The sequence below is a fragment of the Arthrobacter sp. BPSS-3 genome (genome assembly GCF_044628475.1).
In the GTDB taxonomy this organism is placed as follows: Bacteria; Actinomycetota; Actinomycetes; order Actinomycetales; family Micrococcaceae; genus Arthrobacter.
The window spans coordinates 53,788-67,403 of record NZ_JBIMMV010000013.1 but is presented as its reverse complement, the minus strand read 5'-3'; the positions used below and the strand labels follow the sequence as shown (position 1 = coordinate 67,403).

The following is a 13,616-nucleotide window of genomic DNA, read 5'->3' as shown; positions in this document are numbered from 1 at the left end:
AGGACCCGATGGGCCGTGCGTTGGAAGCCCGCTTTGAACGCCTTCGCCATCACCTTCAGCGACCGATTCCCGGCAGCTGAAAACTACTAAAGGAAACCGCCGGATACACCGTTAATGAGATAGTCCCACGCCCGGAGGTGCGTCCACGATTCATCACCACAACCGACGGGGAACGGCCATGACATTGCACCCGGAAACAGCACTCCGCCCCGGCGCCGCAGCAACCTCTCCGAACAGCCGCTACCGGCTGCTCTATCAAACGGACGGGAACCTCGTCCTTTACGGCCCCGACGGACCCCTGTGGGACTCCGGGACCAACGGCCACGGTGCCGGGGCATGCATCATGCAGCCCGACGGGAACCTCGTCCTCTACGGCCCCAACGACGAATACGTGTGGGACACCGAAACCGATAACAACCCCGGAAGCCGGCTCGTCATCCAGGACGACGGAAACGCAGTCATCTACCGGCCCGACGGTTCCCCGCTGTGGGCTACAGAAACATGCCAGCCGCCAGGCAGCGCCGACTCCCACGTCCTGCAGTCAGGATCAACACTCACCCCCACCCACGGAATGAGATCCGCCAACGGGCTCTACGGACTTCTATACCAGACTGACGGGAACCTCGTCTTTTACGGCCCCGACGGACCCCTGTGGGACTCCGGGACCAACGGCCGCGGTGCCGGGGCATGCATCATGCAGCCCGACGGGAACCTAGTCCTCTACGGCCCCAACGACGAATACGTGTGGGACACCGAAACCGATAACAACCCCGGAAGCCGGCTCGTCATCCAGGACGACGGAAACGCAGTCATCTACCGGCCCGACGGAAACCCAACATGGGTAACGGGAACCCACTAAGGGCCGCAAGAGGGCGGCATTCCGTACCCGTCACTGGCCCTGCGAACAAAATCGCCGGCGGCGGCCCGCCGGCAGCCGGAGGGTGGAAAAGACACCCGCCTCGACCACATGGCCGCCAGGGCACCTTGCGCCAGAAAATCGATCCAATCCGTGGGGCAAAAGCTGCCCTGCAGGGGAGATGCGCCGGTACAGTCTCTGGCGGCTGACTCAGAGTGCAGTGCAGGAGCCGCTGACCTTTGCCGCACGAACGATAAGTGGGCACAGTTTCTGCTCCGAATGCGAAGCACAGCCACCGGCCTCCGGGCAGCCAAAAAAATGCCGTAGTCACCGTCCACTGGAAAGTGGACGGTGCGAAGTACACCACGTAGATTCGCGTGTATCCGATATGCCCTTCGGGGCCGGATCCCCGCCCCCCGGTGCAGAGTGCGGTGGAAGCCACTGAAGCAGTCCGGTGGAAAGAACGCACAAGCGCAGAATGAGGCGATATGCCCACCTCACACATCACGCAATTTCTCCTGGAAGCAACAATTCCGGACCAGACCCAGGAACCCCTCGGGTCCGACTGCCTCTACGGGCTCTACACCAGCTGGTGCATTCTGCATCGCATCAGCCCCCTCGAGGCCCGCCACTTCCGCGACGCGCTCCAACACCACGGAGTAGAACCAGGCAAGACTCGACGAAGAATCGCAGGTCCCGCCGCCGCCGACTACATAATCTCCAGCTACCCGCCGTTTTCCAGCAACGCTTCATAACCACCACGTACCGGCACCACGACCGCGCACCGCCCGCCTGAACCCCCAACCCCCACCCCGACATCGTCCGCGCCGCCGGCACGTCGGGCGGAGGCCACCGAGCGATGACAGGTTCCGCCGACTGATCAGCACGACAGCGGAGCAATTAGCCGCCCGGCCGCGCCGAACCATAGGCTTAGCCTTCACGTTCCCCGTTCACCATCCGGCAGGATCCCATGGCTGCGCAGGCTCCAACAGAGTCATTCATCCCATCACCGACCGTCAGTGCGTTCCATCTGGGACCGCTGAGCATCCACTTCTACGCGCTGTGCATTCTTGCCGGCATCGCACTCGCCCTCTGGCTCGGGTCCCGGCGCTGGCAGCAGCGCGGCGGCCAACCGGGTCAGGTGCTGGACATCTGCCTCTGGGCGATTCCGGCCGGAATCATCGGCGGCCGGATCTACCACGTCATCACCGACCCCGAACTGTATTTCCTCCCCGGTCGGAACCCGTGGAACGCCCTCGCCATCTGGGACGGCGGCCTCGGCATCTGGGGTGCCGTCGCCCTTGGCTGCGCCGGCGCCTGGATCGGCTGCCGCAGGCTGAAGGTCCCCTTCGTCGCTTTCCTGGACGCCGTCGCCCCCGGCGTCCTCTTCGCCCAGGCGCTGGGCCGCTGGGGAAACTGGTTCAACAACGAACTCTACGGCGACCCCAGCACCCTGCCATGGAAGCTCCAGATCCACCAGATGGACCCTGCCTCCGGGATCGCCGCGACGGACGCGTCCGGGGCGCCTGTGGTCTTAGGATTCTTCGAGCCGACGTTCCTGTACGAGTCGTTGTGGTGCGTGATCGCCGGGGCCGCAATCCTGTTCCTCGATGCCCGCTTCAGGCTGGGCGCGGGAAGTGTTTTCGCCCTCTACGTGGGCGGTTACTCTGCCGGGCGTTTCGTCTTCGAGTTGATGCGCTCCGACTACGCAAACCTGATCCTGGGTCTGCGAGTGAACACCTGGGTCGCGGCCTTGCTCTTTGCCGCCGGCTCGACATTATTCCTTGCGCTGTTCCGCCGTCCCCGGTCCAGGACCGGGCCGGCGCCCTTCGACCCGGCCTCGGTTTAGGCCGGACCCGGCTCGACCGTAATCTTTTGCGCGCCGGTGCGAATATGGCGATACCAGCAGCAGCGGAAAATGGTCATGATGATCAGGTCGATGGCGCCCGCCGCGGTGGATCAGCTGGCGGGATTGTGCCTGGCCTTCGGAGACGTCGGCCAGCCGTTGCGCACCTACGCAATTTTGGACACCAGGACTGTCTGGGAAGTAGCTTTTCGCCGTCCGGGCGCAGCTCTCCGGCTGGCGACCATATGCGAGACCTTTGGTGCTGCCCTGGTGACTTGCGAGCTCAGGTCCTCTATCCAGTACCAATCGGGTCCCAACTGTGGCAACACCTTGGAGGGCCTATCGGGCGCCACCCAAGGCGGCAGCGGCGTGGCCTCAAAGAGTGCAGACACCATCGGGACCAGAATCGGACGGATGGACGATGAACAGCCGGTGACCCTTGTGGCGAGCAGATTCGAGGAATGGGCGGACCACTATGCCCGGTTCGCCGCGTCGATCCTCGAAGTGCTCCCCGAAGCCCACTGCGAACACATTGGTTCGACTTCCGTGCCCGACCTGCCGGCGAAAGATGTCATAGACGTGATCGTTGGGGTTAAGGTTTCGAGCGTTCAAAATGCAGCCCGGGCGCTGAAAATGGCGGGGCTCGACCTCGAGGGGATGAAGCCCGGCCATTGCTGGCTCGCGTGGCCAAGCCGCCGCCATCGGGAATCCGTGGTGCATGTCGTCGCATTCGAAGGCACTGAATCGTCTGCACGCATCGTATTCCGCGATCTGCTCAGAGAAGATCCGGGGGCCCGCGCCGAATACTTTGAGGCCAAGAAGACCGCAGCCGACGCAGCCTCGGGCTGGAGTGACTGCACGGCTGCCAAATACCCCACCGTCGCGCGCCTTCTAACTCGGACCAATCGAATGCCCTGACAACGCCCAGCGCCAGGTCCCAGGAAGGGGAAATTTGCACGGCGAGGGATCCTTTACCGGGCACCACCTCAAGCGTCTGCCCCGGCAACGAGGGGTGGGGCTGGTTCCGCGGTGGCGTAAAGGGCGTTTAGCTGGCGGTAGAGCGTTCGGACGATGTAGCGCTTGAGGGATCTGCGGATTTCGCGGTAGCTGCGGCCTTCTTGGGTGCGTTTGGTGACGTAGTCCCGGGTTCCGGGGTCGTGGACCATCCGGGTCATGGTTATGGTGTGCACGGCTCGGTTGAGGCGCCTATCACCGCCGCGATTGAGCCTGTGCCGGACAGTGTTACCGCTTGAGGCTGGCAAGGGATTCACCCCTGCCAGTGAGGCGAAGGCAGCTTCGCTGCGCACCCTTCCGGGATGCGACCAAACTGTCAGGACGGTGGCGACCGTGACGGCCCCGGCGCCCATCATCGCCAACAGCGGCGCCGCGGGGCTTTGCTGGATCAGTTCTGTCATGCGCTTCTGGTTCGCAGTCAGCTGGGTGGTCACTTCGAGAACGCGGCGCGCCAACCGGACGGCTTCCTCGCGCGCGATCGATAGTTCGATCGGCTCGTCTCGTTCCCGCCATCTGGTGATCGTGGCGATCTGGGCGGGAACCAGAGGTTTGCGGGCGTCGATTCCAAGATCGTGTGCCCGGAGTAAGGCGATGAGTGCATTGACATTCATTGTTCGGTCCCGGGTCAGCTGGTCCCGGGCTGCGCTCAGGATCCTGAGTCCGGCACGGGTTCCTTCATCCCGGCGCGGGGCTCGGAGCTGGGACTCCTCTATGGCCAGGACTGCGGTTCCGATGGCTGCGGCGTCCAGCGGGTCGGATTTGCCGATTCCCCGGCGGCCTCGGGCGTTCATCCGTGGAGCTTCGGCGACGTCGTAGCCGGCGTCGGTTACTGCCCGGGCCAGGCGCGCCCCGTAGGAGCCAACGCCCTCAACGGCCCATAGACAGGCCATGTCGCCGTCTGTCCGTCGGCCTACCCACGCGAGTGCTCGGGATATCCCTGCCGGGGTGGTCGGGAACTGCTCGCACGCGATACGTCGCTTGGTGCTGGCCTCGATGATGGCGTAGGTGTGGGTGCGGGCGTGGCAGTCCACGCCGATGACGAATGGGCGGGTCTGCGCAACGATAGTCAACGCGGCCACCCTCCTTCCTTTCGAGCGGGCAAGATTGGTCGCATCGCGACCGGCACTGGACCTGGGAAGTATCACTTCGAGGCAAAACTGTGATGAGCCACAACCTCAAGAGGCTGGGCAAGCTTCTAATCAAGCCACCGACGTGAGACAGATCAACGCCGGCCGCTCCACCCAGCGCGGACAGGTCGGGGGAAACGCACCCTGGGGGCAATTGTTTTTTCGAGTCACGCGCCAGGCAGAACGACCGGCATCAACACTGCCAGCTAGTCCCAGACCAGCCACGTAAAGACTCACAGTTGTTTTTTGGCTGCTGGCGGAGCTTGCGGAGCTGTGCCCGACGGAGGCCTGTCTACCGGAGGCAAGGGGCAGGAAATTCCCGGAGGAAATAAGCGACGAAGGAGCGCCGCAGGGACATTTCCTGTACCGCAGGCCCCTGGAGGAGCGACAGGGGCTAGACGGGCTGGAGCGGGCACGTACGATCCGAAGGACAGCAGCCAAAAAACGTCGAAGACGTCAACAACAGGGACAGGGATCCCGGAGCTCTGCGACGGAAACCCTGGACCCAACAGCCGGCCGCGCCAGCGGACGACCAATAACTGGTTGGAGCGCAGCGGAAACCAGTCGCCTCGGCCGGGCACCGCGGCACGCCCCCGCTGCCCGTCTCAGGGCCGGTCACCGTGGCAGGATGGGCCCCAATATGGACAGACGGTTACGCCACGCCCCGGACCCGGAATGGGTGTTGATGTACCGGCACGGACTGAGCCGGAAACGCATCGCCGCGCTCGTGCGCGCTGCGCCGGCCACCGTCGGCTACCATCTGGCGGTCGGCCGCCGCCAGGACCCCGGCCTCGAGGCCGCCCACCGGGCCGCTGCCGGAACGGCCCTCTCCCCCGCCGCCACGGCCCGGATGGAAGAGATCATCGCCTGGACAAGCGCCCAGGGGCGGTTCCCCCGCAGCAGCTCGCAGGACCTGGGCGAACGATCGATGGGCGCCTGGCTCGGGCAGCGCCGGCACGAAGCAGCCGACGGCACACTTCACCCGGTCTACCGGAAAGGCCTCTCCCGGGTCCCCGACTGGGATACCAACGCCAGGGCAGCCGTCGACGAGGCCCGGTGGCATGATCGGCTCGGCCAACTCGTGCGCTTCCGCGCCGAAGGCAACGACTGGCCCCGCCATCGCGGCTACGCCTCAGAACAGGAACACACCCTCGGGGTGTGGCTCCACTCGCAGCGGCAAAGTCACCGCAACGGCGGCCTCGATCCGGACAGGGTGCGGCTCCTCGATGACGCCGCACCCGGCTGGCGGGCCGGTCGGGGCCGCGGCCGCCCGACCCGCCGGTAAACACGCCACCGTCCCGGAAACTCCCCCGTCCCGTCGTTCCCTGCCAGTAAACTCGTGAAGGCTCTCCAGTCCCCCCAGCGTGGAGAGCCGGGAGCCCCCACGCTTGAGTCCTTGGATTCGCGCGGGGGCTTCCTCATACCCTGTCCCCCACCGCAGCCAGGACATCCGGAACCCTCTCCCCCACGGTCCTTGCGGGTTGTGCCCATTGGGGTCAGGTGGAGCCCTCCGCACAGCTCAAAGCTGTCCCCGCTGGCGTGCAACCCGACAGCTGTCCCGGCCCTGCCGGGGACGGTGGCAGAAATGTCACAGGGGTAGCCCATACTTAATTCAGCGGCCGGAGAGGCCGCTTTTCTTTGGCGTGTCTATTCGAACATATGTTCTAAAGTGGTGGTATGGGACCGGAGCAGGCGAGCAGGCTGCAGGCGCAGTACGCGCGGCGGGCCGGCCCGATAGGGCTGACGGTGGAAGAGCTCGATTTTGAGCACTTCCCCGTCAAGAACGGCTTCCCCGGGATCCCGGTGAAGGCGTGGATCCGGTTCCCGAACTGTGCGGAGCTGGTCGATGGCGAGGTGTACGCCTGGACAGCCAAGGCCGCTGAAGTGACGTGGAAGGACGGGCCGGTGACGTACCGGACCTGGGTGTGGAGTTCGGCAGTGACCCGCCGGCAAGACATGATGACCAGAAATTTGGGAGAGCGCGTAGACCGTGACAGCAGTAGCGAATGAAAAAATCCTGGACGTCCAGGTCGACGTCCGCTTTACCGCCGCCGGCGCTCCCCTCGCCGTCCGGTTCGACGGACGCATCTGGGCCGTGGCTGCGGACCCGGTGCACTGGTTCGCCCGGGACGCCTGGTGGGACACCCGGCGGACCGCGGCCGTCGGCGCCGGTGACGTCGTCAGCGTCGAATACTGGCAGGTCCAGGTCCGCCTCGGATCCAACTCCGCACTGCGGACCTTCACCATTCGCCGGCACCCCCTTTCGACCCAGTGGCTGCTGGAAAGCATCAGCGACTAGGGCGTGTCTCCTAAAACCTGGTTGGTTGTTCGGGATGCTTGATGGGTGTCTCGTACTTCTGTTTTGACTGATGGGCAGTGGGCCCGCATCCAGCCGTTGTTGCCGTCCTCTAATGGGCGGCGGGGTCGTCGTTTCCGGGATGACCGCCGAGTGGTCGAGGGCATCATCTACCGTTATCGGTGCGGGATCGCGTGGCGGGATGTGCCTTCCGAGTTCGGTCCATGGCAGACCATTTGGAAGCGTCACCGCCGCTACAGCGGCGACGGAACGTGGGACAGCATCCTTGCGGCGCTGCTGACGGTCGCGGACTCTCAGGGTGATGTGGACTGGTCGGTCTCGGTCGATTCGACGGTCAACCGCGCCCACCAGCACGGCACCAACCTTCCCCGCACCACAGGGGGCCGGCTCGAATTACATGAATCTGTTTGCTGAACCGGACGACCACGCCATCGGCCGTTCCCGCGGCGGGCTGAGCACTAAGATCCACGCCCTGGTTGATGGCAAAGGCAGGCCCCTTGTTTTGCTCGTCGCACCGGGGCAGGGCGGTGATGCACCGATGTTCACCCACCTGATGGACCAGTTGAAGATCAACCGGGCCGGTCCGGGCAGGCCACGAACCCGCCCGGACCGCGTCCGCGGTGACAAGGCCTACTCATCCCGGGCCATCCGAACTCACCTGCGCGACCGGGGCATCACCGCTGTCATCCCGCAGCCTTCCGACCAGATCGGCCACCGGAAACGGCGCGGCTCCTACGGCGGCCGCCCGCCGGGCTTCGACAAAGAGGACTACAAAGGCCGCAACGTCGTCGAACGAAACTTCAACACCTTCAAACAATGGCGGGCCCTGGCGACCCGCTACGACAAACTCGCCCTCACCTACCGCGGCGGAGCAGTCCTCCGAGCAATCAGCATCTGGCTGACAGCTTTAGGAGACACGCCCTAGGCCACAGTGATCCATCAAACGATCAGCGATCAGACCTGGGCGGGAATCCGCAACGAGTTCACCTTGCCGCCCCTCGCCCAGGTGCACCGCCGACTCTCTGAACTTGTGAAAGACCCGGAACCGATCATGCGCCAGCTCGTCCGAGTCTTCATTGATGACGGGACCTTCTGCCCGGGATTCCAGTTCCTCCCCGGTGGCCATCTCCACCCAACGGTCTCGCTGCTGTTCCGGCGGGCGATGGAACTGAAGCTCCCGCACAACTACTTCACGGTATGGATGGTCACCAAGTCCCGAGACTTGGCCGGAGCCCGGCCCGTGGACCGCTTGAACGCCGCCCCCACTCCCCTGGTGAACGCCCTTGAGTCGTTTCACTGGCAGTAGACCCTTTTGAAAGCACGTGTGGAGTGCCGAGCTGGACTTGGACGAGGAAGAACCCGGCCGCCTTTTGGGGCGGTCGGGTTCTTTAGGGATCTCAACTACGGTCAGGACTCTTCGGTCACGTCCACGACCGCGGCGTCTGCGTTCTTCTTCACGGACTCGACGCCGTTCAGAGCGCTGGCCTTGGACTTGTAGCTCTCCGATGAGGCGATCACTTCGCCGTTGCCAGCCTTGAGGCGGAAACGGTATCCGCCGGATTTGTCTTTGTAGACCTCGAACTTGCCTGCCACAGGTGCTCCTTCGGTTGATCTGCCGGCCGCCGAGGGCCGCTGGCCAAAGACTACCGGCATGGGGCGCGGCAAGTCCCGGAGGTTGCGCGGCACGCCCCATCGGCTCAGGAATAAGGTGCCTAGGTGGAAATTATTGGCACAATCCAAGCACCCGACGGCAGCCAGGAGCGCGTGACCGCCCCTGGCGCAACATATGGAGACGCCCGCAAAGCTCTCAATGGCAGCATTCCAGAGGGCTATAAGCTTCTCGTGATCCGAACCGGCGACTAGTCCGCCCCGGATAACCAGTTCTAGAGACGGACCCACTCCGCCATTGCTTTGACGCCAGCGCGATTATTGACGTCTTTACTGTCAAGGGAGCATTGGCTGCGTCAGGACTGGATTTTCCGTCCATAGGAAGCCGCCAGACTTTCACGCCGACTTTTTCACTCATACGCCATACGCCATGCCATAAGGCGCGCCATACGTGATGCACAGACAAAAGCACTAGATGCGGCGTAGCGCCATACCGAACGCACCGCTAGCTTCCGTACTTGGGCCAATGCATGTATTCACGCTTGTTCTTCCGCCTTATAACCAACGTGCGTACGTGCCAGTTACCCGACGCGCCTTCAGGCATGCCACTGCACGAGTGAACCCATAGACAGCAGGGTTAGACCACCAACAACACGCTCCGCCTCGCTTCAAACGCGTGTCACTACCAAAGAGCACGCATCAGCGCACGTAGCCTTAGAGGCAGGAACGTCCGCCTTCCAGTACGTAGGAGAATGACCGGCCGATGGCACGATCACTGCAAGCCTCAGTACCCCCGAAATCCCGCGAAACACGGGCAATTGACCGGGTCATATCCCTGGCTAACGGCAAAGGGGGAGTGGGTAAAACCACGACCGCGGCAAACGTTGGCGGATACGTCGCCTTAGCCGGTTCGCGGGTTCTGATGGTCGACCTCGACCCCCAGGGCGACCTGGCTCGGGATCTCGGTTATGAACGTCAAAGCGGTCGGGAGCTGTTCCAAGCACTCATCGCCGGGACAGCGCCGATGATCCTCCGCAACGTCCGTGAGAATCTAGATGTCATCCCCGGCGGTCAAGACCTCGAAGATATCCAAGGAATCATGCTCTCGCGTTCCAGCCGCTCGGACGCCGGCGACTTCGGCGACATGCTTTACACCGTCCTCGCGCCTCTGGCGGACGACTATGACCTCATCCTGATAGACACCCCTCCGGGAGAACGGATTCTCGTTGAGGGCGCTTTCGCTATCTCCAGCGCCGTCGTGATTCCTACACGCTCCGATGACGCGAGCATCGACGGCGTGGAACGCATCGCCCGCCGCTTTATGGCCGTCCGGGACCGGAATCCGAACTTGCAACTGGCCGGCATCGTCCTGTTCGGCGTCGGACCCCGCTCGTTGCGCCTGGAACGCAGCGTACGAGACACGCTGGAAGAGATGCTCGGCACCGTCGCCCCCGTCTTCGAAACCCGGATCCGGAACCTGGAGAGCGCCAGCGCGGACGCACGCCGCAAGGGCCTGCTGTTCCACGAGTTGGAGGGTGCAGTCACCGACGCCCAGAAGAAACGCCTAAAGGCCCTCCGGGCAGGGGAGAAGCCTGCAGAAGGGTTCTTCTCACGCAACGCCGGGGGACTGGCTGAAGAATACGAGCAGTTGACCGGCGAGATACTGGCCCGCCTTAACGAGATCGAAAGCGGCAACCAGGCATGAGCGGCCGGCCTAACCTTTCTGGTGCTTTCGCGCCATCCGTAGCTCCCGCGCGCGGGGCAGCGTTGCAGGGCCTACTCGCACCGAAGCGGCGGGGGAGCGCTGCCCAAGCGCCCGCCCCGGCCAAGGAACCCGAGTCGCCTGAGAGATCAGCGGAAGCGCTGGCGGAGAAGACCGTCCAAGTTCCGCCCACGTCTGAACTCGAGTCCAATATCGAACAGGGTCCTACCGTCGAGCAGACATCGACGAAAGAGCGGGAGCGCAGCACTGTTGAGCCCGAGCTGGTTTCTGCGACCACTCAGACTCAGAAACCAGCTCCGCGGCAGCAACCGGCGGCTAAGCGGGGCGCCGCATCTGCAGTGAAGGCCTCCGAGACGGTGCCTGGGGGGCTGCGCAACGTCGGGGTCTACCTGCCGCCGGCCTTGCTCGCCGACGTCAAGGATGCTGTGTACCACGCCCGAACGACGTACGCGGATCTGCTCATCGATGCCTTTGAGGCTCTGGATGAAGAGCAGATATCGGGGGAGTTCACGGTGGAGACGATGTTGACGAGATCGGGCATGCCGCGGCGCGTACCTCGAAAAAGGGGAGAGGCCGGCATCCAAATTCAGCTGCGTCTCGACGGTCTGCAGGTCGCCTGGCTGGATGAGAAAGTCGTGGAGTTCGGCGCTCCGTCACGCAGCGCCCTTGTCTCCGCAGTCTTCAAGCTTCACGTCCCCGCACGCCTAACCGCGAAGGAGTGAGGGACTCATCGCTATGGGATGCGGCCATGCCTCCTATAGTTCTTATGGCTTAGGTTATGGCACGAAGTTAGTGGGCTGGCCCTCGGCAGAGGAATGCTGAACACACAGAACTTCGGCGTTGACCCTAGCCGGCTCTACTGAATGCGACGTCCGCGAGGGTCCATTCATCGGGCGGCCCTTCGAATGTCTCCCACGGGTAGTCTTCGCTGGGGGAGAGGAGCTCGGCGACGGTGTTGACGTGTTTGGCCAGCCATTCGCGCCAGATTATCCGGTCCTGCTTGTAGCGCTGCAGCTGCGCAGCGACCGCCTCCAGGACGCCGAGTTGTTCAGCGAGTTGTCTCAACGACGTCGATGACACCACGGCCCAGGACTTCCCGGCATTCCGCGCCACCAAGTTCCAGGCCGCCAGGATTTCCAGTGCTTCGTTTACCGCTGACCTCGAGAGCCGGGTAACGCGCACGATTTCGGCGATCGGCATGGCGGGGGAGTTCTCGAGTGCTTCGTAGACGAACGCCGCCGGCAGGCCCAGTTCCCGGAAGACGGGGCGTACTGCGTGGATCTTTCCTTTCTGCCATACTGCATCCTCGGCGGCCGTCTTCAGTTCTTCGGGGACGGTCAGCATGTACAGATCGCCCTTAGTCCCGCGAGCTTCTTCCACCAGGGTAACGAGCGGGTCCTTCTCTGTCCGAAGCGCCTTCAAGTGGAGTGCCACGGTGGTGTGATCCAGGCCCGTGGCTACAGCCATTGACCTCACCCCGAATTCAATAAACCGGGACCCGGTCATGTGGGCTGCCTCACCAAGAGATCTCAGCACCATTCTTCGTGCCATTCCTGTTCTGGATTCCTGGTAGTGCACCTCACTGATCCGAAGCGCGTTCCTCCATGTCCTAATGAACTGGTGCTCGGCACCAGGATTCAGCGAAATTGGATTCGAACCCTTTAGTACAGGGGGCTGTGTATTTGGCTGGCTTGTGGGGGATCTACGGACATTGTCATTCCCGTCCGCGGTTGCACTCTTTTTGAGATAGGCGACGGCGTTGATCCAGTCCCGGCGCAGAGCCGGAATCCGGTGGCGGGAGGCGTACCGGGCGTAGAAGGAGGCCAGCCCGGGCCAGGTCCCTTGCTTCATGCGGCGTTCCACGTCGACGAGCTGGAGGCCAGCGGCGGCTGCTCCGGTGACGATCGCCTGACGGGCGTCTGAGTCGGTGGCGTACCGGGTGGTGTCGTAGAGTCCGGTCTGCGCCATGAGTTGCATAACCCGTGACATTCGGCCGGCCGGGTGCTTGACCGCGGGTGCCGCATCGGCTGCCGGAGCGAAGGGTTCCTCAAGCCGGAGCGCCCGCGCAGCGTTGATTTCGCCCGCCAGGTCAGCGGTCATGGCTGCCCAGATGTCGGTCGGGTTTGGCCGGCGGGCGACGTCGTAGGCCATGGATAACGACATGGCTAGCTCTTGGTGGCCGCCGCGTTTGTGCGGGGAACCCGGGGTCCGCATGCAGCCGTGGAGAAGGTTCTGGTGCGGGGTCTTGTCCAGTGTCCGGTACCGGGTGCCCAGGGCCTCTACAAGATCGCGCGCTTCAGAGAAGGTGACCCTTTGAGCAAGCGGGATGTAGATGTGGCGGCCGCCGTTTGGCGAGTAGTCCTCGATCCACCGCGCCCCGAACGAGTGGAGCCAGGCCTGGACGGCGCGGACGTCCGCCAAAACCCAGTCGACACCGGCTACCGAGGAGTCGAAGTCGAGGAAGATCGCAGCGCATGTGCCGTCTTTACCGAAAATACGCACCGCGGCGGGAAGTGTGGGTAGCGTCTCGCAGAGGGCGCGTTCGTGCTTCTGCGGGTAGGTCTTGCCGGCGTCCCGGGAGAGTCGAACACGGGGCTGGCCAGCAAGGATAGGTGCCAGGGCAGCCCAGGCCTGAGCGGGGCTGTGAGCAGAGGATGGCTCGCGCGACACGCCATCCCCGTATTGGGCTGGCAGCACGCGACCGTGCTGTTGTACGATGATGATGTTCCTGTCGAGGGAATGGTTAAGGACCGATCCTGCAAGATCGGTTTGCAACACAAATGAAGCCCTGTGAAGGTCTTCTATCCGATCTACGATCTGTTCGCCGGCAAGCTTCCCGGATCGTGGATCTTCAGCTTCGAAGGCCCGCCTAGTGCGGGCCTTCTTCTGTTATGAGGCTATGCGTATCGGCAGTTCCTCCTGGTGTGCGAAGTGATCCAGCAGAGCCAGATCTTCGCGCAGGGAACGGTCTACGGCGGATGAAACGTAGTCTGTGACAGTCATGCCCTTGGCGGCAGCGATCATCTGAACGTCCTCCGCGGTCTTAGCCTGCGTGCGGAAGCCAATGTATTTGCGGAGTCCCTTGCTGGGCCGTCCGCCTCCACGATTGATTACTGCGCTCATGG

The 13,616-nt window shown here is 63.6% G+C and carries 15 protein-coding genes; 11 read left to right on the top strand and 4 right to left on the bottom strand.

The window, feature by feature from the left end:
* Positions 1-178 precede the first annotated feature (178 nt).
* The 4 genes from ACFVY3_RS16535 to ACFVY3_RS16520 all read left to right on the top strand — a co-directional run bounded on the left by ACFVY3_RS16535 (position 179) and on the right by ACFVY3_RS16520 (position 3,620).
* On the top strand, positions 179-859 hold the full coding sequence (locus ACFVY3_RS16535) for a curculin domain-containing protein (protein ID WP_400160558.1): 681 nt from the start codon (positions 179-181) through the stop codon (positions 857-859).
* A gap of 485 nt (positions 860-1,344) precedes the next feature.
* Positions 1,345-1,611, top strand: coding sequence for a hypothetical protein (locus ACFVY3_RS16530; RefSeq protein ID WP_400160557.1), 267 nt, complete (start codon positions 1,345-1,347; stop codon positions 1,609-1,611).
* 215 nt (positions 1,612-1,826) lie between these two features.
* Positions 1,827-2,705: a prolipoprotein diacylglyceryl transferase gene (gene lgt, locus ACFVY3_RS16525; RefSeq protein ID WP_400160556.1), complete on the top strand. Its 879-nt coding sequence runs from the start codon at positions 1,827-1,829 to the stop codon at positions 2,703-2,705.
* Positions 2,706-2,774: 69 nt separating this feature from the next.
* Positions 2,775-3,620 (top strand): GrpB family protein, encoded by an 846-nt coding sequence (locus ACFVY3_RS16520; RefSeq protein ID WP_400160555.1) that lies wholly within the window; start codon positions 2,775-2,777, stop codon positions 3,618-3,620.
* Between the two features lie 68 nt (positions 3,621-3,688).
* Here the strand turns inward: ACFVY3_RS16520 and ACFVY3_RS16515 are convergent, their stop codons facing one another.
* Positions 3,689-4,786, bottom strand: a complete 1,098-nt coding sequence (locus ACFVY3_RS16515; protein WP_400160563.1) for an IS110 family transposase — start codon at positions 4,784-4,786, stop codon at positions 3,689-3,691.
* Between the two features lie 697 nt (positions 4,787-5,483).
* On the opposite strand from ACFVY3_RS16515, the gene ACFVY3_RS16510 reads away from it, so the two are divergent.
* The 5 genes from ACFVY3_RS16510 to ACFVY3_RS16490 all read left to right on the top strand — a co-directional run bounded on the left by ACFVY3_RS16510 (position 5,484) and on the right by ACFVY3_RS16490 (position 8,466).
* On the top strand, positions 5,484-6,128 hold the full coding sequence (locus ACFVY3_RS16510; protein WP_400160554.1) for a helicase associated domain-containing protein: 645 nt from the start codon (positions 5,484-5,486) through the stop codon (positions 6,126-6,128).
* 392 nt (positions 6,129-6,520) lie between these two features.
* Positions 6,521-6,853, top strand: coding sequence for a hypothetical protein (locus ACFVY3_RS16505; protein WP_400160553.1), 333 nt, complete (start codon positions 6,521-6,523; stop codon positions 6,851-6,853).
* The gene (locus ACFVY3_RS16500) at positions 6,834-7,142 is read left to right on the top strand and encodes a hypothetical protein (protein WP_400160552.1); all 309 of its coding nucleotides are present in this window, start codon (positions 6,834-6,836) and stop codon (positions 7,140-7,142) included. Before ACFVY3_RS16505 ends, ACFVY3_RS16500 begins: the two co-directional genes overlap by 20 nt.
* A gap of 45 nt (positions 7,143-7,187) precedes the next feature.
* A protein-coding gene (locus ACFVY3_RS16495) for an IS5 family transposase (RefSeq protein WP_400160551.1) occupies positions 7,188-8,085 on the top strand; the annotation gives its coding sequence in 2 pieces (ribosomal slippage) (positions 7,188-7,538 and positions 7,540-8,085; 897 coding nt in all).
* Positions 8,086-8,091: 6 nt separating this feature from the next.
* Positions 8,092-8,466 carry a hypothetical protein gene (locus tag ACFVY3_RS16490; RefSeq protein WP_400160550.1) on the top strand — a complete coding sequence of 125 codons (375 nt, stop codon included), beginning with the start codon at positions 8,092-8,094 and terminating at the stop codon, positions 8,464-8,466.
* Positions 8,467-8,567: 101 nt separating this feature from the next.
* Here the strand turns inward: ACFVY3_RS16490 and ACFVY3_RS16485 are convergent, their stop codons facing one another.
* Positions 8,568-8,753 carry a DUF1508 domain-containing protein gene (locus ACFVY3_RS16485; protein WP_175322578.1) on the bottom strand — a complete coding sequence of 62 codons (186 nt, stop codon included), beginning with the start codon at positions 8,751-8,753 and terminating at the stop codon, positions 8,568-8,570.
* Positions 8,754-9,531: 778 nt separating this feature from the next.
* Here ACFVY3_RS16485 and ACFVY3_RS16480 point away from each other — a divergent pair.
* Entirely contained in the window at positions 9,532-10,473 is a 942-nt protein-coding gene (locus ACFVY3_RS16480; RefSeq protein WP_400160549.1) for a ParA family protein, read from the top strand.
* A gap of 356 nt (positions 10,474-10,829) precedes the next feature.
* Positions 10,830-11,213, top strand: a complete 384-nt coding sequence (locus ACFVY3_RS16475) for a hypothetical protein (protein WP_400160548.1) — start codon at positions 10,830-10,832, stop codon at positions 11,211-11,213.
* 124 nt (positions 11,214-11,337) lie between these two features.
* Here ACFVY3_RS16475 and ACFVY3_RS16470 read toward each other — a convergent pair whose 3' ends face one another.
* Both ACFVY3_RS16470 and ACFVY3_RS16465 read right to left on the bottom strand, forming a co-directional pair.
* Positions 11,338-13,269: a MarR family transcriptional regulator gene (locus ACFVY3_RS16470; protein ID WP_400160547.1), complete on the bottom strand. Its 1,932-nt coding sequence runs from the start codon at positions 13,267-13,269 to the stop codon at positions 11,338-11,340.
* 111 nt (positions 13,270-13,380) lie between these two features.
* The gene (locus ACFVY3_RS16465) at positions 13,381-13,614 is read right to left on the bottom strand and encodes a hypothetical protein (RefSeq protein ID WP_011689691.1); all 234 of its coding nucleotides are present in this window, start codon (positions 13,612-13,614) and stop codon (positions 13,381-13,383) included.
* Positions 13,615-13,616: the final 2 nt, after the last annotated feature.

Excerpts from the sequence above, each read along its gene's own strand:
- ACFVY3_RS16535 (WP_400160558.1), top strand. The coding sequence starts at position 179 with ATGACATTGCACCCGGAAACAGCACTCCGCCCCGGCGCCGCAGCAACC.
- ACFVY3_RS16530 (WP_400160557.1), top strand. The coding sequence starts at position 1,345 with ATGCCCACCTCACACATCACGCAATTTCTCCTGGAAGCAACAATTCCG.
- lgt (WP_400160556.1), top strand. The coding sequence starts at position 1,827 with ATGGCTGCGCAGGCTCCAACAGAGTCATTCATCCCATCACCGACCGTC.
- ACFVY3_RS16520 (WP_400160555.1), top strand. The coding sequence starts at position 2,775 with ATGGTCATGATGATCAGGTCGATGGCGCCCGCCGCGGTGGATCAGCTG.
- ACFVY3_RS16510 (WP_400160554.1), top strand. The coding sequence starts at position 5,484 with ATGGACAGACGGTTACGCCACGCCCCGGACCCGGAATGGGTGTTGATG.
- ACFVY3_RS16505 (WP_400160553.1), top strand. The coding sequence starts at position 6,521 with ATGGGACCGGAGCAGGCGAGCAGGCTGCAGGCGCAGTACGCGCGGCGG.
- ACFVY3_RS16480 (WP_400160549.1), top strand. The coding sequence starts at position 9,532 with ATGGCACGATCACTGCAAGCCTCAGTACCCCCGAAATCCCGCGAAACA.
- ACFVY3_RS16465 (WP_011689691.1), bottom strand. The coding sequence starts at position 13,614 with ATGAGCGCAGTAATCAATCGTGGAGGCGGACGGCCCAGCAAGGGACTC.